22 protein-coding genes are annotated in these 24,212 nt (G+C 49.4%); 12 read left to right on the forward strand and 10 right to left on the reverse strand.

Annotated elements, in window-relative coordinates; genetic code table 11:
- The first annotated feature begins 14 nt into the window (after positions 1 to 14).
- The gene (locus NOM90_RS14005; protein WP_255942722.1) at positions 15 to 719 is read left to right on the forward strand and encodes an NAD(P)H-dependent oxidoreductase; all 705 of its coding nucleotides are present in this window, start codon (positions 15 to 17) and stop codon (positions 717 to 719) included.
- A 124-nt stretch (positions 720 to 843) separates the two neighbouring features.
- Here NOM90_RS14005 and NOM90_RS14010 read toward each other — a convergent pair whose 3' ends face one another.
- On the reverse strand, positions 844 to 2,256 hold the full coding sequence (locus NOM90_RS14010) for a family 43 glycosylhydrolase (RefSeq protein WP_255942723.1): 1,413 nt from the start codon (positions 2,254 to 2,256) through the stop codon (positions 844 to 846).
- A 122-nt stretch (positions 2,257 to 2,378) separates the two neighbouring features.
- Between NOM90_RS14010 and NOM90_RS14015 the strand changes: the two genes are divergently transcribed.
- From NOM90_RS14015 to NOM90_RS14050, 8 genes are all read left to right on the forward strand, one after another.
- Positions 2,379 to 2,597, forward strand: a complete 219-nt coding sequence (locus NOM90_RS14015) for a hypothetical protein (protein WP_255942724.1) — start codon at positions 2,379 to 2,381, stop codon at positions 2,595 to 2,597.
- Complete coding sequence (locus NOM90_RS14020; RefSeq protein ID WP_255942726.1) at positions 2,549 to 3,871, forward strand: extracellular solute-binding protein; 1,323 nt, start codon at positions 2,549 to 2,551, stop codon at positions 3,869 to 3,871. Before NOM90_RS14015 ends, NOM90_RS14020 begins: the two co-directional genes overlap by 49 nt.
- 3 nt (positions 3,872 to 3,874) lie before the next feature.
- The gene (locus NOM90_RS14025; RefSeq protein WP_255942727.1) at positions 3,875 to 5,689 is read left to right on the forward strand and encodes a cache domain-containing sensor histidine kinase; all 1,815 of its coding nucleotides are present in this window, start codon (positions 3,875 to 3,877) and stop codon (positions 5,687 to 5,689) included.
- Positions 5,682 to 7,292 (forward strand): response regulator transcription factor, encoded by a 1,611-nt coding sequence (locus NOM90_RS14030; RefSeq protein ID WP_255942728.1) that lies wholly within the window; start codon positions 5,682 to 5,684, stop codon positions 7,290 to 7,292. Before NOM90_RS14025 ends, NOM90_RS14030 begins: the two co-directional genes overlap by 8 nt.
- 161 nt (positions 7,293 to 7,453) lie before the next feature.
- Entirely contained in the window at positions 7,454 to 8,779 is a 1,326-nt protein-coding gene (locus NOM90_RS14035; RefSeq protein WP_255942729.1) for an ABC transporter substrate-binding protein, read from the forward strand.
- A gap of 119 nt (positions 8,780 to 8,898) precedes the next feature.
- Complete coding sequence (locus NOM90_RS14040) at positions 8,899 to 9,834, forward strand: carbohydrate ABC transporter permease (RefSeq protein ID WP_255942730.1); 936 nt, start codon at positions 8,899 to 8,901, stop codon at positions 9,832 to 9,834.
- A gap of 43 nt (positions 9,835 to 9,877) precedes the next feature.
- Complete coding sequence (locus NOM90_RS14045) at positions 9,878 to 10,690, forward strand: carbohydrate ABC transporter permease (protein WP_255942731.1); 813 nt, start codon at positions 9,878 to 9,880, stop codon at positions 10,688 to 10,690.
- Between the two features lie 47 nt (positions 10,691 to 10,737).
- The gene (locus tag NOM90_RS14050; protein ID WP_255942732.1) at positions 10,738 to 12,534 is read left to right on the forward strand and encodes a glycoside hydrolase family 2 protein; all 1,797 of its coding nucleotides are present in this window, start codon (positions 10,738 to 10,740) and stop codon (positions 12,532 to 12,534) included.
- Positions 12,535 to 12,625: 91 nt separating this feature from the next.
- Here the strand turns inward: NOM90_RS14050 and NOM90_RS14055 are convergent, their stop codons facing one another.
- Positions 12,626 to 13,531: an Abi family protein gene (locus NOM90_RS14055; RefSeq protein WP_255942733.1), complete on the reverse strand. Its 906-nt coding sequence runs from the start codon at positions 13,529 to 13,531 to the stop codon at positions 12,626 to 12,628.
- A gap of 206 nt (positions 13,532 to 13,737) precedes the next feature.
- Here NOM90_RS14055 and NOM90_RS14060 point away from each other — a divergent pair, with 206 nt between their 5' ends.
- The 3 genes from NOM90_RS14060 (at position 13,738) to NOM90_RS14070 (ending at position 16,257) form a co-directional block, all read left to right on the forward strand.
- Positions 13,738 to 14,019, forward strand: a complete 282-nt coding sequence (locus NOM90_RS14060) for a hypothetical protein (RefSeq protein ID WP_255942734.1) — start codon at positions 13,738 to 13,740, stop codon at positions 14,017 to 14,019.
- Between the two features lie 122 nt (positions 14,020 to 14,141).
- Complete coding sequence (locus tag NOM90_RS14065) at positions 14,142 to 15,287, forward strand: alpha/beta hydrolase (protein WP_255942735.1); 1,146 nt, start codon at positions 14,142 to 14,144, stop codon at positions 15,285 to 15,287.
- 94 nt (positions 15,288 to 15,381) lie between these two features.
- Positions 15,382 to 16,257 carry an SDR family oxidoreductase gene (locus NOM90_RS14070; protein ID WP_255942736.1) on the forward strand — a complete coding sequence of 292 codons (876 nt, stop codon included), beginning with the start codon at positions 15,382 to 15,384 and terminating at the stop codon, positions 16,255 to 16,257.
- Positions 16,258 to 16,370: 113 nt separating this feature from the next.
- On the opposite strand, the gene NOM90_RS14075 is transcribed toward NOM90_RS14070, so the two are convergent.
- The 8 genes from NOM90_RS14075 to NOM90_RS14110 form a co-directional block, all read right to left on the reverse strand.
- Positions 16,371 to 17,189: an ABC transporter ATP-binding protein gene (locus tag NOM90_RS14075; protein WP_255942738.1), complete on the reverse strand. Its 819-nt coding sequence runs from the start codon at positions 17,187 to 17,189 to the stop codon at positions 16,371 to 16,373.
- Positions 17,189 to 17,983, reverse strand: a complete 795-nt coding sequence (locus NOM90_RS14080) for an ABC transporter ATP-binding protein (RefSeq protein ID WP_255942740.1) — start codon at positions 17,981 to 17,983, stop codon at positions 17,189 to 17,191. Before NOM90_RS14080 ends, NOM90_RS14075 begins: the two co-directional genes overlap by 1 nt.
- Positions 17,980 to 18,846 (reverse strand): nickel transporter permease, encoded by an 867-nt coding sequence (nikC, locus tag NOM90_RS14085; RefSeq protein ID WP_255942742.1) that lies wholly within the window; start codon positions 18,844 to 18,846, stop codon positions 17,980 to 17,982. The genes NOM90_RS14080 and nikC overlap by 4 nt, the downstream gene beginning before the upstream one ends.
- Positions 18,843 to 19,790 carry a nickel ABC transporter permease gene (nikB, locus tag NOM90_RS14090; RefSeq protein ID WP_255942744.1) on the reverse strand — a complete coding sequence of 316 codons (948 nt, stop codon included), beginning with the start codon at positions 19,788 to 19,790 and terminating at the stop codon, positions 18,843 to 18,845. The genes nikC and nikB overlap by 4 nt, the downstream gene beginning before the upstream one ends.
- On the reverse strand, positions 19,790 to 21,352 hold the full coding sequence (gene nikA / locus NOM90_RS14095) for a nickel ABC transporter substrate-binding protein (protein ID WP_255942746.1): 1,563 nt from the start codon (positions 21,350 to 21,352) through the stop codon (positions 19,790 to 19,792). The genes nikB and nikA overlap by 1 nt, the downstream gene beginning before the upstream one ends.
- Before the next feature lie 227 nt (positions 21,353 to 21,579).
- Entirely contained in the window at positions 21,580 to 22,293 is a 714-nt protein-coding gene (rluF, locus tag NOM90_RS14100; protein WP_255942748.1) for a 23S rRNA pseudouridine(2604) synthase RluF, read from the reverse strand.
- A 96-nt stretch (positions 22,294 to 22,389) separates the two neighbouring features.
- Positions 22,390 to 22,992, reverse strand: a complete 603-nt coding sequence (locus NOM90_RS14105) for a response regulator transcription factor (RefSeq protein ID WP_255942751.1) — start codon at positions 22,990 to 22,992, stop codon at positions 22,390 to 22,392.
- A 3-nt stretch (positions 22,993 to 22,995) separates the two neighbouring features.
- A complete protein-coding gene (locus NOM90_RS14110; protein WP_255943042.1) occupies positions 22,996 to 24,177 on the reverse strand; it encodes a sensor histidine kinase in 1,182 nt (393 codons plus the stop codon).
- Positions 24,178 to 24,212 lie beyond the last annotated feature (35 nt).

Here is a 24,212-nt window from a genome sequence, read left to right on the forward strand (position 1 = left end):
GGAGGGGAAACTCAATGTCCCAACATACAAACAACACATCGGAACCATCGATTGAAGACGTCAAAAACCAACTTTTGCACGCATATAAGTTTCGTCATGCGGTCAAAGACTTTGATCCAATTCGTAAAGTAAGCCAAGAAGATTTTGATTTTATTTTGGAAGCAGGTCGAATGTCTCCAAGCTCTTACGGCTTCGAGCCGTGGAAGTTCGTTGTTGTTCAAAATCCAGAATTGCGCGATAAAATCGCGGCATATGCCGGAGGGGCGCGCAGGCAGTTAGCTTCGGCTAGCCATGCGATCTTGGTCTTGGCGCGTTTGCCGCAAGAAATGGTGGCGAACTCCGACTATATCTCGCATATGCTGAACGACGTTCAGCGGTTGCCGGAAGAAATCTCGTCGATGAAACGTAAAACGTACGATACCTTTTTACGTACAGGCTTCGCCCTACAAGACAACGAACGTGCGATGTTCGAGTGGGCTTGCCGCCAAACGTATCTGGCGTTAGGCAACATGATGACCGCCGCTGCGATGATCCATATCGATTCTTGCCCGATGGAAGGCTTCGTGAAGCATGAAGTCGAGCGTGTGCTTGTCGAAGAAGGCATATTGGACAATAGTCGATTCGGTCTGGCTTGTATGGCGGCTTTTGGTTACCGCGCTGCCGATTCGCCAACGCCGAAAACACGTCAGCAATTAAACGAAGTGGTGGAGTGGCGCTAGAGCTGCGCCGAATACTCTAGTGCTAACTAGCGATCCATGAAATAAATAGACGACAACGTCAAAAGCAGGATGCCGGTATCGGCATCCTGCTTTTTTCTAAATTCGATCAATTCTCCTGATCCAATTACTTCCCGACTCGGAACAAATCAAATCCGTCGATCTCCGCGTACCCTTCACCTTTGGCAAAGCGAATCGTATGTTTGCCTTTGGTCAGGCTCATCTTTTGCGTAGACGTGCCCCAATTGTCCCAACCTTGATTGGTCACAAAGAAATCGCTTGGCGCGCCGCCGTCCACCGATAATTTCAACGTCGACCAGCCGCCGCCTGCCGTACCGTTGCCGGTTCGCGCGTACAAGACGTACGTTCCGTTTTTATCGACGTTCACATCGACTTCGACATAACTCTCTGGCGTATCGATATATCCGACTTTGGCACCGCCCGAACTGTCTGGATGCTGCGAGACTTTTGCGGTACCCGCCAGTCTTCCATCTTCCGCTTCGTAGCGATCGCGCTTCGGCTCGCCGCTTGGCAATTCAATCGGGATATTCGGATCGAGCGGCACGCCGAAGTTCGGCGTCTTATCGCTGTTCCACGTGAAGCGCTGCGCTCTGACTTCGCGATCCCAACCGGAACCTTGACGTTTTGCCGTATGGTAGACGATCCAATCTTCGCGACCATCCGGTGACTTCGTGAAGCTGGCGTGACCCGGGCCGTAGACGCCGTTGCCGCTTTTGAAGACTTGATCGGGTTTTTTGCTCCATGAAGACGGATCTAACAAATCGGCGCTTTTTTTGGACGTAAGTAGTCCGAGCGAATAATCGTCTGTCCAACTTCCGCTGGCGGAATAGACGACGCTAATATCATTGCCTTTGGTCAGGATCTGCGGCCCTTCGTTCACGTAAGGCGTATGATTGGTTTCCCACGTATGTTCCGGTCTTGCGATTTCGACTCTAGGCGACTCGATCGTCCACGGATTGCTCATTTTCGCGATATACAAAATTTGCTGGACGTTGTCCGCGCCTTCCCATCCCGACCAAATGAAGTACAATTGTCCGCGGGCTTCGAGCACCGTTCCGTCGATCGCCCAACGGTTCGTCGAGTCGGTAATCATCCCTTTGTCCGTCCATGTGCCTTTGAGCGGATTCAGCGATTTATTTTCCATCACGTACATACGGTGATTCGCATTGTCTCCGTCGTCTTTGGCGTAATAAATATACCAAGCTCCTTTGATATGATGCAGCTCAGGCGCCCATACATTTTGCCCGCCCGTCGGGATTTCAAGCGTCTCGCCCGCATCGATGCCCGTCATCGATTTGGATCGCCACAGCGTGACGTTATTGCCGGTCGTTTTCGTGTAATAGTAATACCCGTCAGCGTGCCGCACCATATAAGGGTCTGCGCCGTCTTGCATGATCACGTTATAAAAATCGTTTTTTTGCGTAGACGCGGCTTGTGCCGTACCCCATCCGCCGCCGCTTACGGTCACGCCCAATAACAGCAGCGCAAGACTGCCTTTCATTCCTGTTTTCCACTTCATTTCTCCGTCTCCTTTCGAATTTTACAGGTTTAGATAACGCTTACAAAATTCTTGTTTGACGTGATACGGAAAAGCACGCTCTCAACGTAACGTAGCGGAAAAGCTTTGAACAGGACGAATCTTTGGAGACAAGTGTCTTATTTTTGGAAAAAGGTTTCTTTCTAGACGCAATGGACATATTTTTAGATATAGACGGTATTTTGGAGAAAAAGCCGAAAAACATCGCGAATGAAGCTTTTGGATTTACAATAAAGAAAAGAATCGCACACCAACAGATGAGAGGGGAAACATCATGCGCCGTGCTGATTTTTGGTATGGGAAAAGAACGCCGCTGTGGTTAGTGCCTGTGCTGATTGTCGGAGTCAGTCTGCTTGGATGGCGTTTAACCGACAATTATGAAAGCGGATACGAAAATGAAGCGGCGGCTCCAAATTCGGTTTTGATTGAGTTTTGGACGCCTTTTAGCGGCGGAGACAGCTCGTTTATGAACGCGCTGGTCGCCAAATATAACGAGGAAAACGAAGACGGCATTACCGTGCGAATGACGAACAACAAATTAGACGATTATTACGCAAAATTATCGACGGCGATCGTCACGGGCGAAGCGCCGGAGCTTGCGATTATGCACGTCTCGAAATACGCCCAATTCGTACCTGCAAAATTCGTTTCCGTCGTCGGCAAAGAAGAATCGGCGCAGGCCGGCATTGACTGGGACGGGTACAACCCGAATATTTTACGCAAAACGATTATAAACGGTACGCATTACGGCGTGCCGCTGGACGCGCACTTCGGCGTGTTGTATTACAACAAAAAGTGGCTCAAGCAAGCCGGTCTATACGCTGATGGACAGGTGCAGATTCAGCCGGGCGAAGAAGGATTCACTGAATTTTTGAGAAAGATTCACGCCCAAGTTCCCGAAGACGTCGCGCCGCTTGCGGTTCCGAGTATTCGAATTGACTCGCTATGGCTATGGTGGTCGCTATACAGCCAAATCGACGGAGGCGGGCAGTTGTACGACGTATCCGGTACCCATGCGCAGCTCAATGAACCCGCAGCGAAGCGCTCGTTAACTTATATCGATTCGTTATATCGGGAAAAGCTGATACCGCCTGATATCAACGACGCAACCAGTCAATTTGCACGCGGACGGGCGGCGACGTTATTTTTGGGGGTGTGGTCGATCGGGTTATTCGAACAAGCGGAAAATCTCGATTTCGGCGTGATGCCGCTGCCGCAAATCTACGATCATCCCGCGTCTTGGGGCGATGCGCATACGCTGGCGCTGCCGACCGGCACAGACGGCGATCCCGCTGAACGCCAAGCTGCGCTGAAATTTGCAGACTGGCTCACGAGACACGGCGATCTATGGGCGCAAGCCGGGCATATTCCTGCTTTTGAAGCGGCGGCGCGTTCACCGGAATTTTTAGCGCTCCCTTACCGCAGCGATTATGTCCAAGCGGCTGACGACGTCGCTTATTTCCCCGATCATCGGAAGCAAGGACGGATCAATGACGAGTTGGTCGCGGAGTTGGAGCGATTATGGTCAGGAAATCTAACCGTCGATCGTTTGCTGCAAAAAATCGGACCGAAAATCGAACAGATTTTGGAGGAATAGCCGATGCGTCAGTTTATCGCAACTTGTCGAGATCGATACTGGAAAGACCGCGGGCTTGCGTTCAAGTTGATCTGGATTAATCTTGTGCTGATCGCTTTGCCGCTTCTATTGTTTTCGATCTTGAGCAGTATCGGCTATTCCAAGTCGATGCAGCGAAATGTCGGGCTGTACCAAGCCGATGCGGTACGCGAGTTCAGCGCAAACCTAGATATTTATATGAATGAACTTGCGCTGCTCACGACCTTGCCGTATCAGACGCCGGATTTGCTGGATTATTTAGAGAACCGAAATACAGGGCAAGCGACCGTATACGAAGAACGAATGTTATTGGAAGATGCGATGCGGCGTATCCGGCTCAATGGACGGGTCGATACAATCGGCATTACGCTGCAAGCGCAAAAAGTCCGTTCGTATGTCGAGCCGCCGGATAGCCCCGGACGCTTCACCGAAAACGACGACCCGGATCTGAGCGCTTTTTTGTCACCTGTCTCTTCCGGGCAAGCGGTATTCGTCAGACCTCATCGCGTATTGTCGGACAACGGCTCGACTTACGATGTGTTTTCGGCGGTGCGCGTGATTCGGAGTCTGGAAAGCGGCGAACCGCTGGCGATTTTGAAAATCGACGTACCGACTCACGATCTGCAAGATCGGATTGCTAATCTGTCTAGCGGAGGGCAGCGTTCGGTCGCCGTGCTCGACAGCCAATCGGTCTCGATCTATACGAGCGGAGCTTTTCCCGATTCGACAGGTAACTTAGGGACATACAGAGGAGAAGGGACGGTCACGCTCGGCAGCGGCAAATCGGCGGTGTTGATGACGTACCGAACATCGCCGATCACAGGTTGGACCGTGCTTCAAGCGGTACCGCTCAGCGTGTTATTGCGCGATGCGTCTACAGTGAATCGCCAAATGTTATGGGTAGGCTTGGTCTGCTTGGTGACATCGGTCTTCGTATCCGTGCTGTACTCGCTGCGAATTACAAGACCGCTTAGCGTGCTGAGACGTTCGATGAAACAAGTCGAAAAAGGAGAATTCGGCGTCTCGATTCCGGTAGCCAGCGAAGACGAGATCGGTCATTTAAGCCGAACTTTCAATCTTATGGTTTCTCGGCTAGGCAGCTTGACCTATCGATTGTATGAGACTGAAATTCGCGAAAAAAATGCCGAGATCGCTTCGCTGCAAAGTCAGATCAACCCGCATTTTCTGTACAATACGCTCGGTTCGATCAGTATGTACGCGGAGCTTGAAGGCAACCATGAAGTGGTCAGCATGACGAATCATCTGAGTGCGCTGCTTCGCTATAGTATGGGCGGCGGACGTTCGGAAGTGACGATTCGCGAAGAAATCGAACATATTCGGGGGTATCTTGCCATTCAAAGTATTCGGTACGAAGAACGTCTGCATTACCGAATCGTGGCAAGACCGGGGCTGTTGGAACAACCGATCATTCGCTTGTCGCTTCAACCGATTGTCGAAAATGCGATTGTACACGGGCTTGAGCGCGGAAGCGGCGAAGTGCAGATTGTACTCACGATTTCCGCAGACGATACGAAGATCCGAATCATTGTCGAAGATAACGGTCCCGGTATGGACGACGATGCGCTGGCGCTCCAAAATGCCAAGATGGAAGAAGGGTTACTGCCGGACGGACCCGGCGGTCATGGGCTGGTGAATGTGCATCGCCGATTGGTGCTGCAATACGGGAGCGGATTTGGCGTAGTGTTGAACCATTCGGCAAACGGAGGGATACAAGCTTGTATGACGTTGCCGCGAGTAAGCGAGGAAGCATCCGAAGAAAGGAGAGATGATCATGAATAAACGTACCGTGCTAGTCGTCGACGACGAAGCGATTTTCCGAAGAGGGCTGCGTCATCTAATCGGAACATCGAATACACCGTGGGAAGTCGTAGGCGAAGCGAAAGACGGTCTGGAAGCGTTAGAAGAGATAGAACGTCTTCAGCCTGAACTCGTTATTACCGATATTCGGATGCCAAAGCTTGACGGGATTGAGTTGCAGCAGCATATTCATGAAAATCACCCGGATATTCGTTGTTTTGTTTTGAGTGGATACAATGATTTTCGGTACGCCCAAAGTTCGCTGCGTTACGGGGCAAAAGATTATTTGCTCAAGCCGATCGTCAAAGAAGAACTGTACCGCGTTTTGAATGTGGTGGATACAGAATTGACAGAAAAAGAACAACAACATCAAAAACTTGTGCCTAACGTACTGTCTACGCAAGAGCGGGAGCGATTGCTGGATGAATTGGTGCGCGGCGAGTTGCCGCATGCCAAATATGGAGAACTACAAAGACTCGGCATCACCTTTGAAAAAGGCATTTACTGCCTGATCGCGGAACTGGATAAAGATTCGGTGGAACGCAATCGTTATGAGCGGCAAGAAGCGGAGTTGTTCTCGCTCTATATGCAGCAGTTTATCGAAGAAGCGTTGAAAGGGCTGCGTTCAGGCTTTGTTTTCCGGCGCGGAACCAGCGTCGTCGCATTGTTGGACGCCGAGTCTTCGGCGGAGTCGCGCCAAGCGTTGGCGCAGCTTGCCGGGCAGATCGCGGCGAAGATTCGAGCCGAAGCTCAGTTGACGATTACGATCGGAATCGGCGGAGGGGTACAAGCTATCGAAGATGTCGCCAAGTCTTACGGCGAAGCGAAGATTGCTTTGCTGTACCGATTGACTTCAGGCGGCAATCGGGTGCTGCTCTACGAAGACCCGCCGATGCAAGAGGCGGCGTCGATCCCTACGCTGCTGACGCGGCGCAGCGACCTGGAACAAGCGCTGCTCGAAGGCGTCGACGACGACCTCGGCGAGCGCGTGCGCGAAGGGATTGAGCAGTTATGCGGCTTAGCCGCAAGCCCTGCCGCAATCCATGAGCAGGTCTGCCGTATGCTGCTCGAAGCCTACGGCTTGGCAGTAGATCGCGGCGTACACAGCCAGTGGCTAAGCGGCGCCGAGATTGGCGGCGTTCTGCAAGGCGCGCTTGCGATCAACGCGCGCACCGAACTTGCCGCGTATTGCGCAAGCTTGCTCCATACGCTGCAAGCGCTTATCCGCCGTAGCGACGACGGCGGGCAAGTCCATGCCGTAGACAAAGTCGTCCGGCATATCGAAGCGCATTATGCCGAGCCGATCACGCTCGGCAGCATGGCAGAGCTTGTCTTTTTGAATGCTTCGTATCTAAGCAGCTTGTTCAAAAGCCGTCTCGGACGTTCTTTTGTCGAGATTTTAACGTCGATACGCGTACGCGAAGCATCCCGGAGATTGCTGCATACCGACGACAAAATTTCTTCGATTGCGTATGAGACAGGCTTTGTGAATATCCGGCATTTCAACCGCGTCTTCAAATCCGAGACCGGACGAACACCGAAAGAATTCCGGGATACACTGCGACCCGATCGGGCGAAAGTCTAAAAACGCCGGAATAAGCAACCCCCAAATATATGTCCATTCTCTCTAAAAAAGCGTCATTCAGTCTTCCTTCATTTCCATCTATGATGTTTTTGTAAGCGTAACCAAAAACGGCTGCGGGGTTGAAGCAAAAGCCATCATTCGAAGATAAGGGAGGCATCACGATGAAAAAAAGACAAAGATTGCAAATGGCAAGTTGGGCAATGGCAGTCATGCTGCTGCTCAGTGCTTGCGCAGGCGGCGGAGCCGGTACAACGAGCAATACGGCGGGAGAAACCGGTAGCGGCGGGGAAAGCGGAGCCGCGCCGGCGGGCAAAACGACGATCTCGTACTGGACGCCTTTTAGCGGTGGCGATGGCGAATTCATGACGCAGATGATCGAGAAGTTCAACGCGGAGAACCAAGAGATTCAAGTCGAGCAGCTCGCAAATCCGGCTGGCGATTACTATACCAAGCTTCAGACCGCAATCGCGTCGGATCAAGCACCCGATCTGATGGTGCTTCACTCTTCGCGGATGCCGCAATTCGTTCCATCCGGCTTCGTGACTCCGCTGGACGATCTGGCGGCAGAAGCCCAGCTCGATTGGGGCGAGTTCAATCCAACCATTCTCGATTCCACGATCTATGACGAGAAACATTATTCGATTCCTTTAGATACCCACGCGATTGTCATGTACTACAACAAAGAACATCTGGAAAAAGCAGGCGTACTCGATGACAAAGGCAACCCGGTCTACGACCAATCGCCGGAAGGATTCACGGAGTTTTTGACTAAAATCAAAAACGCGGTACCTGCCGACGTCGCGCCTCTCGCTCAGCCCGATGTGCGGATCGATTCGTACTGGATGTTCTGGGGCTTCTACAACCAGTTGACCGATGGCGGTCAATTCTACGATGACAACGGCAAAGCCGCGTTGAACAATCCGCAAGCGCTGGAAGCTTTGGAATACGTAGACAGTCTGTACAAATCCGGTCTGATTCCACCCAAAATCAATGATGCCGTGAAGTTGTTCCAAGACAAACGTGCCGCGGTATTGATTACCGGCGTATGGAGCACGGGAGCTTTTGAAAGTGTAGACGGCTTGGACTTCGGCGTTGTGCCGATGCCGCAAATCTATGATCAACCCGCGACTTGGGGCGACTCGCATACGCTGGCATTGCCGAAGCACGGCACAGAAGACCCGGCGAAGCAAAAAGCGGCTTTGATCTTCGCCAAATGGTTAGCGGATAACGGCGAGTTATGGGCGAAAGCCGGCCATATTCCGAGCGTAACGAAAGTACTGGAATCGCAAGCCTTCAAAGATATGCCGTACCGCAGCGACTACGCGGAGTCTGCCGATTTCGTTAAATACTGGCCTCGTAACGAAAAACAAGGTCAAGTGAACGATAACATCGTCAAAGAATTCGAGAAAATGATGGCAAACAAGCAAGATCCACAGACGACTTTGGAGAAAGCGAACGCCGTTATCGATAAAACGACAGGCAAATAATTAACGCAGATCGTTAGCGAAACGAAAAACGGAAGACAATGGAAAGGAAGCGAAATAGCGGCTTTCCGCAGACCGCTTCCTTTTCGATTTGTTAACGAAGTGCAGGAAGGAGCGACAATATGGCTACGCAAACCTCTACAAGCAAGCCCAATACCGGAGTCGATACAAAATCTCCGAGAAGTTCACTGCATCGGCAAGGCTGGGTCACAGGAATTTTAATGGTACTTCCGTACACGGTCTTTTTTATCTTGTTTTCGATGATCCCGATCTTTTACGGCTTCGGCGTGAGCTTCTACGATTGGTCGCTGCTCGGGGACAAGACGTTTATCGGTCTGCAAAATTACATCAATCTGCTCCAAGACGAAGAATTCCATACCAATCTGCTGAATACCGTATTGTTCACGCTCGTTAGCGTGCCGCTGATTACAGTAGTCGGGCTATTGCTCTCGGTGATGGTGAACAGTATTCGTAAAGGTCAAGCTTTTCTGCGAATCGCCTTTTTCATGCCTTACGTGCTCTCCGTATCCGTCATTTCAAGTATCTGGGTCATTTTTCTTCAACCGTATACGGGTCTGCTGAACCGGATTTTACGGGGGGTTGGTCTTATTCAAAACGAAATTTTCTGGCTATCGGATTCTACGCTCGCTTGGGCTTCGATCGTCATGGCGACGTTATGGTGGACGATCGGTTTTGTATTCGTGTTGTTTTTGGCAGGGCTGCAAGATATTCCGGAATCGTATTACGAAGCAGCGGGTCTTGAAGGAGCGAATCGTTGGCAAACGTTCCGTTACATTACTTTCCCGTCGCTTTCGCGGATCACGGTATTGGTTGTCGTGTTGCAGACCATATCTTCGTTCAAAATTTTCGGTCAATCCAAATTGATTACCGGAGGCGGCCCGGCGGGAGCGACCAAGACAGTCGTGTTCTCGATCTACGAAAATGGCTTTCAGACTTTTCAGATGGGATACGCGTCGGCAATCGCTTTTGTACTGATGTTGGTGATTCTCGTGATCTCGTTGCTGCAAACGACGTTACTGAGAAGATTCGGGGAATAACTCATTTCATACCGTCACCATTCTGTGTAAGGAGGGAATTCGTATGTTAGATCGTCTATATCCGTATGTGGTTCGTATTGCGGCGGCATTGTTCGCTCTGATGTTTTTGACTCCGATCTTCTGGATGTTATCGCTCTCGCTCACACCGGAAAGCGGAAGCTTATTCGCCGGAGGATTCAATGTATCGCTTGATAATTACAAGACGGTGCTTAACCGTGCTCCGATTTTTGGTTGGATGGGAAACAGTTTGGTGGTCTCGGTAGCGACGACGGCACTTGTGCTGCTGTTCGCTTCGATGGCGGCATATTCGTTTTCGCGTGTGCGGTTTCCGGGTAGCAAAGTGCTGTTTATTTTGTTTTTGTCCGCGATGATGATTCCGGGCGAAGCGACGTTGATCCCGCTTTATCTATTGATGCGCGACGCCGATCTTTTAGGAACGCGAATTTCGCTGATTTTGCCTGCGCTTGCAGGGCCGATGGGGATTTTTATCCTCAAACAATTTTTCGATGGATTGCCTAAAGACTTGGAAGAAGCGGCGCGGATCGACGGAGCCGGGTTTTTCAAAATCTGGTACCGTATCTTTTTACCGTTATCCCGTCCGGCGCTTGCGGCACTTGGGATTTTCACTTTTATCGGCTCGTGGAACGACTACGTCTGGCCTTTGATTTCGATTTCGGACAAAGCGTATATGACGATTACCCTCGGTCTGCCGATGTTCCAAAGTTCGTATAACCAAGAGTACGCACTGCCGATGACTGCAAATGCGCTTGCCGCAATTCCGGTACTGATCGTCTTTCTTATTTTCCAAAAACAAATTATTAAAGGAATTGCGTTTACCGGTGGCAAAGAAATGTAAGTGTCGCTGTCGTCGCTACCCGATCATCCATATTTCAAGGAGGCATTATGACTATATCTTCTATTGATCCTATCCCGCGCCCTGAATACCCACGTCCGCAATTTGAACGAAAAGACTGGCTGAACTTGAACGGAGAATGGGAATTTGCTTTTGACGATGCCCGTCTGGGAGACCGTCAGCGATGGTTCGAAGGCGAAGGCGGAGATTTTAATCAACGTATCGTCGTGCCTTTCGCTTTTCAAAGTAAACTCAGCGGAATCGGCGATCCGGGTTTTCACGATCTAGTCTGGTACCGGCGCAGCTTCGAGATTCCGGAAAGCTGGGGAGAGCGCCGCGTCGCGCTACATATCGGAGCGTGCGATTACCATTCGACACTGTGGGTAAACGGACGCTGGGCGGCAACGCATGAAGGCGGGCATACGCCGTTCCACGCGGATATTACCGATCTGCTCAACGCCGAAGGCGATAATATCATCGTTATCCGTGCCGAAGATTTTAGCCGCGACGTGACGTTGCCTAGAGGCAAGCAATATTGGAAAGAAGGATCGGAAAGTATCTTCTATACGCGCACGACCGGGATCTGGCAAAGCGTGTGGTTAGAACCGGTGAGCCCTGTTCATATCGAAAAAATAAAGTTCACGCCGGATATTGATCGCGGCGAAGTGCGCACTCGTTTGTTTTTCTCGCGTGAAGCCTATGGACAAGCCGCAAGTGATAATCAGGTTACGGCGGTCTTGCGGATTTCTTTTGACGGGCAAATCATTGCGGAAGAATCGTTCCCGGTGCTACATGCCGAAGAGTCGCGTGCCATCGGGCTGAATGATTTTAACGATCACGGGCTCGGACGCTGGTGGACACCGGAAAAGCCGAATTTGTACGACGTAGAGCTTATTGTCAAACAAAACGATCAAATCTTGGATCATGTCGATAGTTACTTCGGTATGCGTAAAATCTCGATTGAAAACGGTCGATTATGTCTGAACAACCGTCCTTATTTTATGCGGCTCGTACTGGATCAAGGCTATTTCCCGGACGGGATCCTGACGGCTCCGACCGATGAAGATTATGTACGCGATATTCGTTTGACGAAAGAAATGGGCTTTGACGGCGTGCGCAAGCATCAGAAAATGGAAGACCCGAGATTTTTGTACGCGTGTGACAAGATGGGGCTTCTCGTCTGGGGCGAAGCGGCGAATGCGTACAATTATTCCGAAGAATATGTCCGTAAGTTTACGAAAGAATGGCAAGAAGCGATCGAGCGCGATTACAATCATCCGTGTATCGTCGCTTGGGTACCGATGAACGAAAGTTGGGGCATTCCGAACGTGCAGGTCGATACCCGTCAGCAGCAACACGGACTGACATTGTATCATTTGACGCGGTCGCTCGACGAGACTCGTCCGGTCATTTACAACGACGGTTGGGAAATGATGCAGACGGATATTGTGGCGATCCATGACTATGAATGGCGAGAAGAGATTTTGACCGAGCGTTACACGTCTACCGAAACGGCGCTTCAATCGATGCCCGCCAACCGGCGTATTTTTGTAGGCGATAGTCATTACGCCGGGCAACCGATTCTAATTACGGAATTCGGCGGAATCGCTTATCGCAAAAGCGAGCAAGAAGGCTGGGGATACTCCGGCGCAGACAATGACGAAGAATTTTTGCAAAAGTTAAACGCCGTTATTCATCCACTGACCGTATCGGGTATTGTGCAAGGGTTCTGTTATACGCAACTGACCGATGTAGAGCAAGAAATCAACGGCTTAGTGACTTACGACCGTGTACCGAAAGTGCCGCTGGAACAGATTCGGCAAGTGGTACGCGGGGAGAAGAAGTAAAGCTCTACCTTACGAAAATCAAAAAAATCCAGCCTCCCAGAAGATGTATGAATCAACACATCGAACAAGTGGGAAAGGCTGGATTTTTCATTTAATAAGTATCTGTTGGCTTGGATAACAAATGAAGCTTCCAATTTGGTATGAATCCTAAAAATGATAAGTTTAAAGTATGTTGGTGATTGATGACAAGAGATTCTAATTCATTTACCCAATCACTCCAAAACTCACGATCTGTAACAAAATACTTAGCAGAAAAAATCAAAGCATAAAGTTTTTTTCGGTTTAGCTTTAAAGCTACTGCATTTTTGGATAAGAGCACATCTTTGCCCAAAAACGTATAGTAAAGCCGTGAAAAGTGCGCGCATTTATTTCTCAGTACCGAAAAGCCATGAAGCCAATTTTCTAGTAAATTTGGAGTTTTTAAAAGATAGCTTTTGGCAATATCCCGTTTATCACTTGGTTTAAAATTAGAAAAAAAGGTAGAAAGATTGGAGAACGTCAAAACTTCAATCGCTACCCATATAGGAAAACGACCTCCATAATTTGAGCGATGGTGTTTAATAAAAATTTCAGAGCTTCGATCCAAATTTTCATCCCATTTAGTGATGAATTTCGCGAATTGTTCAGAAGACCTGAATTGAAAGCAAGAGGGATTTCGATAACATAAAGGGTCTGACACATGCTGCATCGCAAGAAAATAAGAAAAATGAGCTCTCATCTGAATTTCAATATGCTCACATAAACGTAAAAGATGAAGTCTAAGTTTGGAATCGAATTCGTAAATATTGCTTACGTGTTCAAAAGTTGTTCCATTTCTATAATTGCCTGTTGAGGTTTTAAAAGGAAGGAGATAACCGGTAAAGCGATAATAACTGATTTTTTGTAACGTTTTTTTCGCAAAATCAGGATCTTGAATAATCAAGTTCCGTGAAGTCAAACGTTTAATTTGATCTTCAAGCGATATGGCAGGTTTTAAAGGAGGAATATTAGGATTCATCTACAAAAGCCTCCGTAAAATAAAAATGGCCCGTCCTTTTTTGCATCAAACCATAAAATGGTCTGCTAGGCCGGACGGGAACTGTTAGCTTCATATTATCATACCCTGCAATTGATAACAATGTTCTCTTTGCTATTTCAGCTATGCTACAATAACAACGTCCGGGCGAAAAGAACGGCAATCGAACCGGTGAAAGGATGACGAACATGAGCGAACAAAAAATCAATGAAACCGAAATGATTGCTTATATTGTAGATCAAACAGGGGTCAGTGAAGAAGGCATCAAATTAGTACTCAAACATGAGCAAGCCTTTATTGCAGCCGCAGCGAAAAAGCCGGGCAGCACGATTGAATTAGACGGCGACGAGTTAGTCGATTATGTCGTTGCTCAAAAAGACGTTAAGCTGAACGAACTTGAGATCGAAAATGTACTCGATTCCGAGATGGCGTATCTGATCGACAAAGGATTCGCTGGATACGAAGACTAAAAACAACGAGATTCGAAAACACGCGTTTTCGCGGTAGAATTTGCAGAGGTACGCTAACAGCGGTGTAATCGGCAAAGTCTTACGTAGAAAACGCGTTTTTTTGTAGAGGAGGAAAATCGGTTATGGATCAAGACGAACGGGCGAAACGTAGAGCCGCGATGGAAGAATTGGTTGCTCAAGCGGATGCGGGTCTTCCGGCTCAGCAGCCGCAGACTTCTTCGGAAGGAAGCGGAGGACCAACAGGTCCGGAGAAGACGAAAAAATCAAAAAAGCCGAAAAAGAAAAAAAGTTTTTTTAGACGCCTTTTATCTGTAATCAGTTGGCTGATCATCATTGGGCTCGTCGCGCTTTTGGCCGGATTTGTGTATCAAGCGATGGGTGAACGCGAAGATCGTGCCGCTTATATTGCACCGGGCGAGAAGGTCGAAGTGAACGGGCACCGGATGCACGTCTATAGCGAACAAAAAGCAGGCAAAGCAAGCGATGAACCGACAGTGGTATTGATTGCTGGGTGGGGAACCGTCAATCCATATACGAGCTTTTCCCCGATGTATCCGTTTCTGCGCGATAAGATTTCTTTTGCCGTCGTCGATCGATTTGGATATGGCTACAGTGACTTGACCGACGAGAAACGCAGGGTTGATCGAATTACCGAAGAACTCAGACAAGCGTTAATCGAAGCGAAAGTCGAGCCTCCTTATATTTTGACCGCGCATTCGTTAGGAAGTCTTGAAGCGATTCGTTTTGCTCAAAAGTATCCAGACGAAGTGGCGGGGATCGTCACGATTGATTCAGGCTCACCAGAATTTTATCTGACTTTCCCGGAGCAACCGACGCAGCTAATAAGACTCGCTGTCAAATCCGGCATTGTGCGAGCATTGTATCATGTGAATGGATTTACCGAGTATCTGAATGGGCAGCGTAACGGTCTGCGCCTGCTTTCTCCTACGATGAAAGAACAAGAACGTTTGGCTACGCTGCTTGTCTCCATGAATGATAATGTCATAGACGAAATGCGCAATATGAAAGCCAATGCCCAGCAAGTGATTGATGCGAAAACGCGTCTGAATATTCCGATTGTTCAGCTGGTAGCGGATCGATTTGGCGAGGTGAGCGAAGATTGGTTAGAGATGCAGCGTAATTTCGGAAAGTCTTGGTCGACTCAATCGGAGACCGTCGTGGTGCAAAATTCGGCGCATTCGATTCAGTCGTATGATCCTCAAGCAATTGTGGACGAAGTGCTTGAAATGGCGGCGAAAAGCCGCTAACAAGAGACCGGTTGACAAATGTTCTAACCTGAAACTATAATGGTTACAATTCGAATCGAATACATCCATTTTATATTTTAAGGAGCGGATACACATGGGCAAAATTATCGTAACCGGAGCATCGGGTCATTTAGGAACGGCAGCTATTCATCATCTGATCGATCTTGGCGTGCAAGTAGGAGACATCGTTGGCGTCGTGCGCGACAAAGCAAAAGCTTCGGCACTTGCAGAGCTCGGCGTTGAACTGCGTCTCGGCGATTACGACAATGCCGCTTCATTGCCGGCAGCTTTCGAAGGCGGCGAAAAATTGTTGTTCGTCTCGGCTTCTTCGATGGACAATACGCTCCGCGTTCGCCAACACGCGACTGTTGTTGAAGCGGCGCGCGACGCAGGCATTCAACATATCGCATACACAAGCTTTGCTTTTGCAGAGAAAATGAGTATTGGTCTGGAAAACGTCCATTTAGCGACGGAATACGCGATTCGTACAACAGGGATTGCTTATACGTTCCTGCGTAACGGATTCTATCTCGATCTGCTTGTCAATGAGACCACACCTGGCGTGATTGCGGGCGGTACCGTGGTTACAGCTGCGCCAACAGGCAAGCTGAACTATGTGACCCGCGACAATCTGGCTCGCGCGGCTGCTGTTGTGCTGACACAAGACGGTCATGCGAACCAAACCTACGAACTAACATCGCCGCAGCCGTTCTCGTATGACGAGTACGCGTCTGTGTTAAGCGAAGTATCCGGCAAATCGGTGAGCCACCAAGCCCTTCCGGCTCCGGAAGCGGTGAGCGCATTGGTTTCGGCGGGCGTACCGGAAGGCGGAGCAGGCTTTATGATCCATGTCGTAGATACGGCGATCGAAAGCGGACAGTTCTCTTCTCCTTCAAACGACCTGACTACATTGATCGGTGATGCGTATACGCCGCTGAAAAGCGCAGTCGAAGCTGTTGTAAAAGGTTAATTTAGCAATCAAGCAGTAAACGTTCAATTAACAATCTATCCTATGAAAAAACACCTTCAACGAAAAGTTTTCGCTTTCGAGCGAACTATTCGCGAAGGTGTTTTTTCGTATCATCAAAAAATCGAAATCAATTCTTTTGTATAGGGATGCCGGGTTTCCGACATCAGTGCGCTTGCGGCAAACCGATCTACGATCTTGCCTTCACGCATCACCATCATGTGCTGACTGATCCGGTGTACCGCTGCTAAATCATGCGAAATAAATAAGTAAGACAGTCCAAGCGAAGTGCGTAAGGTAGCGAGCAAGTCCAATACCGCGCCTTGCGAGATCACATCTAGGCTCGCTGTAGGTTCGTCGAATAGGATCACATCCGGCTCGATTCCGATTGCGCGCGCAATCGTGACGCGTTGGCGCTGCCCGCCGCTCAGTTCATGCGGATAACGGTTCATCAATTCAGCAGGCAATTCGACGGCTTCGAGTAATTGCCGGAGATAAGCTTCGCGCGACGTATACGTAAAATGCTGCAACGGAGTACCGTTCACCAGTTGTTCGTACGGATCGATCAATGAATCGGCAATCTTGAGCTTAGGATTTAACGACGCCGAAGGATTTTGGAACACGATCTGAATACGTCTTCGGTACGCCTTAAGCTTACGTGCGTTCAAACGGGCAATATCTTGCCCGTCAAGCCAGATCGAACCGCTGTCTGCATCTTCGATTCGCATTAGACAGCGCGACAATGTGCTTTTGCCGCAGCCGCTCTCGCCGACCAGACCTAGACATTCGCCTCGCTCCAGATCGAAGCTGATATTATCAACAGCCGGACGCTTGGCACCCGTGTACGTTCGACTTAGCTGCTGGACACGGAGTAGGGGCTGCTCTTCGCCTATTGGCGCGCCACCGCTGTGCTTAGCTTGGTAATCATTGTTCATCACGACTCATCCTCCAGTCCCGAGTTCAACGAACGCCCCAATATCGGCGCAGCTTCGATCAATTTCCGCGTATATTCATGTCTGGGATGGTCCAAAATCCGGTGCTTGCCGCCCGATTCGACAATTTTGCCTTCTTGCATGACCGACAACCGGTGGGCATAACGCCGCACATGCCGCCAATCATGCGTAATAAATAAAATCGCACAACCGGTTTCTTTTTGCTTGGCGGCAAGCAGTTCCATGACCCGATGACCCGATACGCTATCGAGCGCGGTCGTTGCTTCGTCAGCAATCAGAAGACGCGGTGACAGCATAAGCGATGTCGCGATAGCCGCGCGTTGCAGCTGCCCGCCGCTTAGTTGGAACGGATACCGGCGTAGGAGCGACGCATCCAGACCGACCGATTCCAATGCTTCTGCGGCTTTAACTTTCCGAACCGTAGATGACTTTTCGCCGTGTACTTTTTGATATTCGTCGAAATGTGCGCCGATACTGCGAAACGGTGTAAATGCTCCTTGGTAATCTTGAAAAATATATGAAATGCCAGTACCTCGAAGTGAGCGCATTTCTTTTGGCGTACGCTCCAATAGATTGCTTTCTTCGAATTGAATTGTGCCTGTTGCTTTCAAGTTTGACGGTAAGAGTTGTCCGATCGCTTGCGAGAGTAAGCTTTTCCCGCTGCCGCTTTGACCGACAAGCGCCATAAATTCGCCAGCCCGAATCGCAAAAGACACATGGTCCACAAGGGTACGGCGGTGAGCGGTAATACTCAATTCTTCGATCGATAAAATCACGGCTGCACCTCCTTTTTCACATCGAAAAGATCTCGCAGGGTATCTCCGAGCATATTGGCGAGCAGCACGACGCAGACGATCGCAAGACCCGGATAGATCATGAGCTCAGGGCGAGATTGGAAATAAGGACGTGAATCGTTGAGCATCGCTCCCCATTCCGGCGTCGGAGGTTGCGCGCCTAAGCCGATATACGACAGCGAAGAAATAAGCAAAATAATTTTGCCCAGATCCAGACTTGCAAGAACGAGCACGTGCCCGGCGATATGCGGCAGCAGATGTTTGCGCATAATCCGTGCATCGGATAAGCCATTCGTTCGAGCGATTAAGATATACTCTTTTTGCGATTCGGACAAGACGATGCTGCGGACAAGCCTGGCGTAACTGACCCATTTGACGATCACGATAGCGAGTACGAGATTGCCGATCCCTGCACCCAATAGACCGCTAAGCACGATCGCGACGATCGTATCGGGGAAAGCGAGAAAGCCATCGGCAACACGTACAAATAACCGATCGACCCAGCCGCGTTTGTATCCTGCGATGATGCCAAGCGGAATCCCGATCAACAGTGCTACGCCTAGCGCGAGCAGACTATACCCAAGCGTTTGTACGCCGCCAAGCAGAAGCCGGGTCAATACGTCGCGTCCTAAATGATCGGTTCCGAAAGGATGCTCTGCACTTGCGCCGAGCAATCGACCACGAAGATCGGTTAACGACGGATCATGTTTTAGAATAACAAAAGCATAAAAGGAGGCAGTAAGTACAAATAGCGCAAAAAGAATAGCGATTATAGCTTGTGCACGGGGTTTATGCCATTTGCGTTTATGCGGATCTGATGTCTCTACCGACACTGTACTTTTCATCGATGTGCCTCCTTTTCTTTCAATTTCATTTCTGGATTTAAAAAGCGATACGACAGATCGACGGCGGTGTTCACGACGAATACGACGATTGCCATGATCAAAATATAGCCTTGAATAAGCGGGTAATCGCGTTGACGTATCGCATCGACGACCAATTTGCCGATGCCCGGATAAGCGAATAACACTTCGATTACGACCACGCCGCCGATTAGACTGCCGAGACTCACTCCGAACACGGTGATAACGGGAGGAAGGCTATGACGAAGCGCGTGGAGCCAAAAGATCCGATTTTCCGATAACCCTCGAGCTTTTGCCGAACGAACGAATTCCTGGCTGAGCGAATCGAGCAGACTAGAGCGGAGCAAGCGTACATAGACGCTGGAAATCGCAAGCCCAAGCGTCAAAGAAGGCAGGATCAATGAAGATAGACCGCTGCGCCCCATCGTCGGCAGGTGTCCAAAACGCACACCGAACAGGTCGATTAAGATCAGCCCCAACCAGAAGCTAGGCACGGCAGCACCGAGAATCGATAACATCCGACTGAGCGTATCGATCCATGTTCCACGGTATACCGCCGATAGCGAACCAAGCGGCACAGCGACCAACAACATGACCAGCAGCGAACCAAGCGTTAACTCTACCGTTGCGGGCAACGATTGAAGAAGCGTCTGCATCACCGGCTGCCCGGTCGAATACGAGTTGCCAAAGTCCAGACGAACAAAGTTAAGCAGCCATTTGCCGAACTGGATCAGCAAAGGATCGTTAAAGCCCATTTCTTCGCGCATGGCTTCAACCTGTTCTTGGCTGACCGAAAGTTCTTCAACGTTCAAAATCGTCAGCACCGGATCACCCGGCGCAAGCCGGATGAACAGGAAACTGACGAACATGATAAACAGTAGGAATAAAAAGACTTCCAAAAACTTACGCAGCAAAATCCGAAGCATTACATCACATCCAGCTTGTTTGTAATCATGTAGTATTCACTACGTGAAGTGACCCAATTCAGGATCTTCTTGCTGTTGTAAGCGACGATGGTAGAAGGATGCAGCACGAATGAATTGAGCACTTGGTCGTGCACATAATTCGCAGCTTGCTCCGCAAGCACGGCACGCTTTTCAGGAGCGACGGTCAGATTCAGCTCGTCGATAATCGCGGTCAATTTCGGATCTTCCGAGCCGCTGAAATTCAGTGCGCCTTTCGGGTGATAGGTCGCGTTCAGGTAGTAGCCTGCGTCGCCGCGCGGAGCGGTCAGATTGCTATAAGTCGCGATATCCCAATCGCGATTGGACGCCATATATTCTTCCGGCGTATCAATCTGGCGAATTTCGACATCGATTCCGATCTGCTTCGCGTCGGATTGGAATACTTGCGCGATCAGCGGCAAATCGGCACGCGACGAGTAGGTCAGCAGCGTAAGCTTGAGCGGCTTGCCGTCTTTGGTCATGACGCCGTTAGTCAACGAATACCCTGCGGCTTGCAAATGTTGGATTGCCGCTTCCGAACCGAATTCCGCCGCTTTGCGATCGTATTTCGGCGCAAAAGGCAGCGAAGGCAGGAATGGTCCGATCGCTGCTTCGCCATAACCGAGCAAGATCGTATCGATAATGCCTTGACGATCAATCAGAGCGTCTAACGCTTTGCGTACGTTCAGATCTTGAATAGCAGGGCGCTGCATATTCATCGTCAATTGATGCACGCGGAACGTCGAAGTCGATTCGACTTTCATCCCGTCTATCGCTTTGAGCGATTCCAGGCTTTCGACTTCGGGGCGGTACACCATATCGACTTGCCCGGATTTGAGTGCCAGCGATCGGGCATTCGCATCTTCGTTGAACGAGAACGTGACATGGTCAAGAGGCGAAGCGCCATCCCAATATTTATCGTAGCGACTGAGTTCTAGCTTGCTCCCCGGCGTGAAAGTATCTAGCGCGAAAGGCCCTGTCCCGATCGGCTTATTGACGATATCCGGCTCACTGACGTCGATAATCGCCGTGTTCGGATTGACTAATTCAGAAGCGAATTCCGGAAAAGGCTGGGTCGTTGTGATGGTAAGCTTGTTTCCGTCTGCTTCAATCGTATCGATCTTGAGCGCATTTTGGATCGCGACGTTTTCTTTCAAAGCACGTTCCAACGAAGCTTTTACTGCATCTGCGTTCATCGGTTTACCATTTTGAAAAGTGACGTCGTCTCGCAATTGAATATTCCAATGTTGACCGTCTTGGCTATCCCAACTTTTTGCAAGCCACGGAGCAACGGTCAGATTTTCTTCGTCGAGACGTACCAGCGTTTCGGTAATTCCAGCGCGAAGCGGCACATAGCTGGAATCGACATGCGGATCAAGCGAGCGAGTCGAGAAGTTATACAGGAAATGAACATCTTTGCTGCCGGAAGCCGCGTTTGCTTTTGCCGGTTGCGCGGCGTTATCCGAAGTCGAAGATCCGCAAGCGCTGAGTAGCGCGGCTCCCAATGCTAGAGAAGCAACTAGCGGAACGATTTTTTTAAACAAAATAAGAACCCCTTCCTAATTCGTAAACATTATGATTAACAGAATGGATTTATATTATCGTAAGGATTACGATTTGGCAATATAGGTCATTTTATTCATATTGGAAAAGGTTTATCCCACACAAAAAAAGCCCTTCCGGTTGGGAAGGGCTTGGGCTGTTAAATACGAACGTAACTGGAGTCGACTCGCTTCGTCGATCCACTGTAGAATTTCAAAAAATCAGCTATTCATTTACCGCGAGGCGTATAATTCAAGTCTTTGAACAATCGATCCAATTCTTTTGCCGTCAGATCGCGCCATTTGCCCACAGGCAGACTGTTCAAGTGAATATTCATGATGCGGATCCGCTTCAGCGCACGCACATTGTAATCCAGCGCTTCGCACATGCGGCGGATTTGGCGGTTCAATCCTTGCGTTAACGTGATCTGGAATATGAACTTGGATAGTTGTTCGACTTCGCAAGGCAAAGTTTTAGTGTCCAAAATCTCGACGCCTGCCGCCATTTTTTTTAAGAATTCGGGCGTGATCGGACGATCTACCGTTACGATATATTCTTTTTCGTGACGGTTTTCGGCGCGCAAAATTTCGTTGACGATATCGCCGTCGTTTGTGAGCAGAATCAGTCCTTCGGAGTCTTTATCCAGTCTGCCGACATGGAAAATCCGCTGACTATGACCGACGAAATCGACGATATTGCCTTTGATATTCCGCTCTGTGGTGCTGGTAATGCCGACTGGTTTATTAAGTGCAATATAGACGTTTTCTTCGACGTCTTTGCCTTTGATCTTTTTGCCGCTGACCCTTACATCATCGCCCGGTTCGACCTGACTACCGAGATCGGCAGGTTCGCCGTTGATCGTCACTTTACCTTCAGCAATAATTTTATCTGCGCCGCGACGCGACGTGAAGCCGGATTCGGCGATATATTTGTTAATTCGCAAAAGTTACGCACACCTTTCTGGTTGAAAAAATACTCTGTTTACCATATCGCAAAACAAGCAGAGTGTATAGGCTGTCTACGCAAAGAAAAAGCCGATTCATTTGAACCAGCCTTTTTCTTTGAAACGGGTGATCGCTTCGATCCGGTTGCCAACGCCCAGCTTATCCAAAATCACAGACACATAGTTGCGAACGGTACCGTTTGTGAGTGACAACTCACTGGCGATTTCTTTGGTGTTTTTGCCTTCGGAAATCAAATGAAGCACTTCTTTTTCGCGATCGGTCAACGGATTCGTTTCGGCATAAGGCGCATCGTCAACAAGCTCTGGTGCATAGATTCGTCTGCCTGACATAACGCTGCGAATCGCTTCCGCCAGTTCTTCGCTTGGGCTGTCTTTGAGCAGATAGCCATGGGCGCCGGCTTTGATCGCACGTTCGAAATAACCGGAGCGAGCGAACGTTGTCAAAATAAGGACGCGGCAACCCGAACCTTTTAACTCTTCGGCGGCTTCGAGCCCTGTTTTTTTAGGCATTTCAATATCCATGACGCATACGTCGGGCTTATGCAGACGAACGAGACGCACCGCTTCTTCGCCATCTCCGGCTTTGCCGACGACTTCCATATCGTCTTCCAAATCCAGCAACGAAGATAATGCGCCAAGTAGCATCCGCTGATCTTCCGCGATGACGATCCTTACCATGTCTTACTCCTCCTTGTTCACTTGCGCTACAGTAGAGTGGATCTGATCGGGCTCGGGTTGCACCAACACATTTGGAATTCGCATGGTCAACGATGTCCCTTTTCCGTCTTGCTCTGGAGTATAGCTGGCAATATCCAAGCTTCCGTTTACAAATTCCAGTCGTTCGCGCATCCCGCGTAGACCGCTTCCTCGCCCTTTTTCACGTTCGCGCAAGCCTTGTCCATTATCGGTAACCCGAACCACCAATTCGCTAGAGCGCGGTTGTATTTCAATCATACAAGAGGTTGCGCCGCTATGTTTGATAATATTCGTAACCGCTTCTTTCAAGCACATGCTTACCACATTCTCATTGAGCAAAGACGTGCGCGTCTCGGCAGGATCACCGATCAGACTAAATTCGATATTCGCCGCTTTGAGAATTTGCCGGAGGCGGTGAATTTCGTCTTCAACATGTGTGCCTCGCATTTGAGTGACCAGTTCGCGTAATTCTTTTAATACAACGCGCGCCGTTTGCTGAACGTCACGAATTTCTTCTTCAGATCTCTGCGGATCTTTGGTCACGAGTTTGGCAGCAAGATCGCTTTTAAGTCCAATGAGCGCGAGTTTTTGGCCCAAAGTATCATGAAGATCCCGCGCGATCCGCTGACGTTCTTCCATGATGACAAGTTCCGAGATCCGTTTGTTCGCGTCTTCCAATTGACCTTCCAAATGTTCGCTTCGATTGCGATTGTAAGTCGTCACCGGAAGCAAGATTACGGCAATGATCGTCAACGCTACGAACGGCCATTGTGTAATCATAAGAGGGTTGAGATGGACATACCCGACGTAAGCGGAAGCAAGCGCTGCGGAAAGCTGAATCGAATACAAAGTGAAAAACGTGCTTTTACTCCGAATATTACCGACGAAATACGCTAGGAATACCGCAAAATACATATAACCGAACATCAAGGTCATCGATACGGAGAATGCAATCTGCATACTTGTCCAAAAGTAAAAAAAACGTCCTTTTGAAGCAAAAGCGAGTAAATAGCAGACGAAAAATCCGATAACCATCGCGATTCCGCTGACGGCATGAAAAGCGGTGGACGAGCGAAAAATAAAGTAAAACGGCAAAATATAAAAGACAACCCAGACATAAGGATTCAGCCCGGTACTTCGTTGAAAAATTTGATACCACTTCTGCATGATGGACAATCCTCCGCGGCTATTCGTTGGAATCG

Source organism: Saccharibacillus sp. JS10 (genome assembly GCF_024436065.1).
In the GTDB taxonomy this organism is placed as follows: Bacteria; Bacillota; Bacilli; order Paenibacillales; family Paenibacillaceae; genus Saccharibacillus.

Coding starts and splice junctions, on each gene's coding strand:
- NOM90_RS14060 (WP_255942734.1), top strand. CDS start 13,738: ATGAGCGAACAAAAAATCAATGAAACCGAAATGATTGCTTATATTGTA.
- NOM90_RS14110 (WP_255943042.1), bottom strand. CDS start 24,177: ATGCAGAAGTGGTATCAAATTTTTCAACGAAGTACCGGGCTGAATCCT.
- NOM90_RS14005 (WP_255942722.1), top strand. CDS start 15: ATGTCCCAACATACAAACAACACATCGGAACCATCGATTGAAGACGTC.
- NOM90_RS14030 (WP_255942728.1), top strand. CDS start 5,682: ATGAATAAACGTACCGTGCTAGTCGTCGACGACGAAGCGATTTTCCGA.
- NOM90_RS14010 (WP_255942723.1), bottom strand. CDS start 2,256: ATGAAGTGGAAAACAGGAATGAAAGGCAGTCTTGCGCTGCTGTTATTG.
- NOM90_RS14070 (WP_255942736.1), top strand. CDS start 15,382: ATGGGCAAAATTATCGTAACCGGAGCATCGGGTCATTTAGGAACGGCA.
- NOM90_RS14055 (WP_255942733.1), bottom strand. CDS start 13,531: ATGAATCCTAATATTCCTCCTTTAAAACCTGCCATATCGCTTGAAGAT.
- NOM90_RS14075 (WP_255942738.1), bottom strand. CDS start 17,189: ATGAACAATGATTACCAAGCTAAGCACAGCGGTGGCGCGCCAATAGGC.
- nikC (WP_255942742.1), bottom strand. CDS start 18,846: ATGAAAAGTACAGTGTCGGTAGAGACATCAGATCCGCATAAACGCAAA.
- NOM90_RS14065 (WP_255942735.1), top strand. CDS start 14,142: ATGGATCAAGACGAACGGGCGAAACGTAGAGCCGCGATGGAAGAATTG.
- NOM90_RS14105 (WP_255942751.1), bottom strand. CDS start 22,992: ATGGTAAGGATCGTCATCGCGGAAGATCAGCGGATGCTACTTGGCGCA.
- nikB (WP_255942744.1), bottom strand. CDS start 19,790: ATGCTTCGGATTTTGCTGCGTAAGTTTTTGGAAGTCTTTTTATTCCTA.
- NOM90_RS14025 (WP_255942727.1), top strand. CDS start 3,875: ATGCGTCAGTTTATCGCAACTTGTCGAGATCGATACTGGAAAGACCGC.
- NOM90_RS14045 (WP_255942731.1), top strand. CDS start 9,878: ATGTTAGATCGTCTATATCCGTATGTGGTTCGTATTGCGGCGGCATTG.
- NOM90_RS14035 (WP_255942729.1), top strand. CDS start 7,454: ATGAAAAAAAGACAAAGATTGCAAATGGCAAGTTGGGCAATGGCAGTC.
- NOM90_RS14020 (WP_255942726.1), top strand. CDS start 2,549: ATGCGCCGTGCTGATTTTTGGTATGGGAAAAGAACGCCGCTGTGGTTA.
- NOM90_RS14040 (WP_255942730.1), top strand. CDS start 8,899: ATGGCTACGCAAACCTCTACAAGCAAGCCCAATACCGGAGTCGATACA.
- NOM90_RS14050 (WP_255942732.1), top strand. CDS start 10,738: ATGACTATATCTTCTATTGATCCTATCCCGCGCCCTGAATACCCACGT.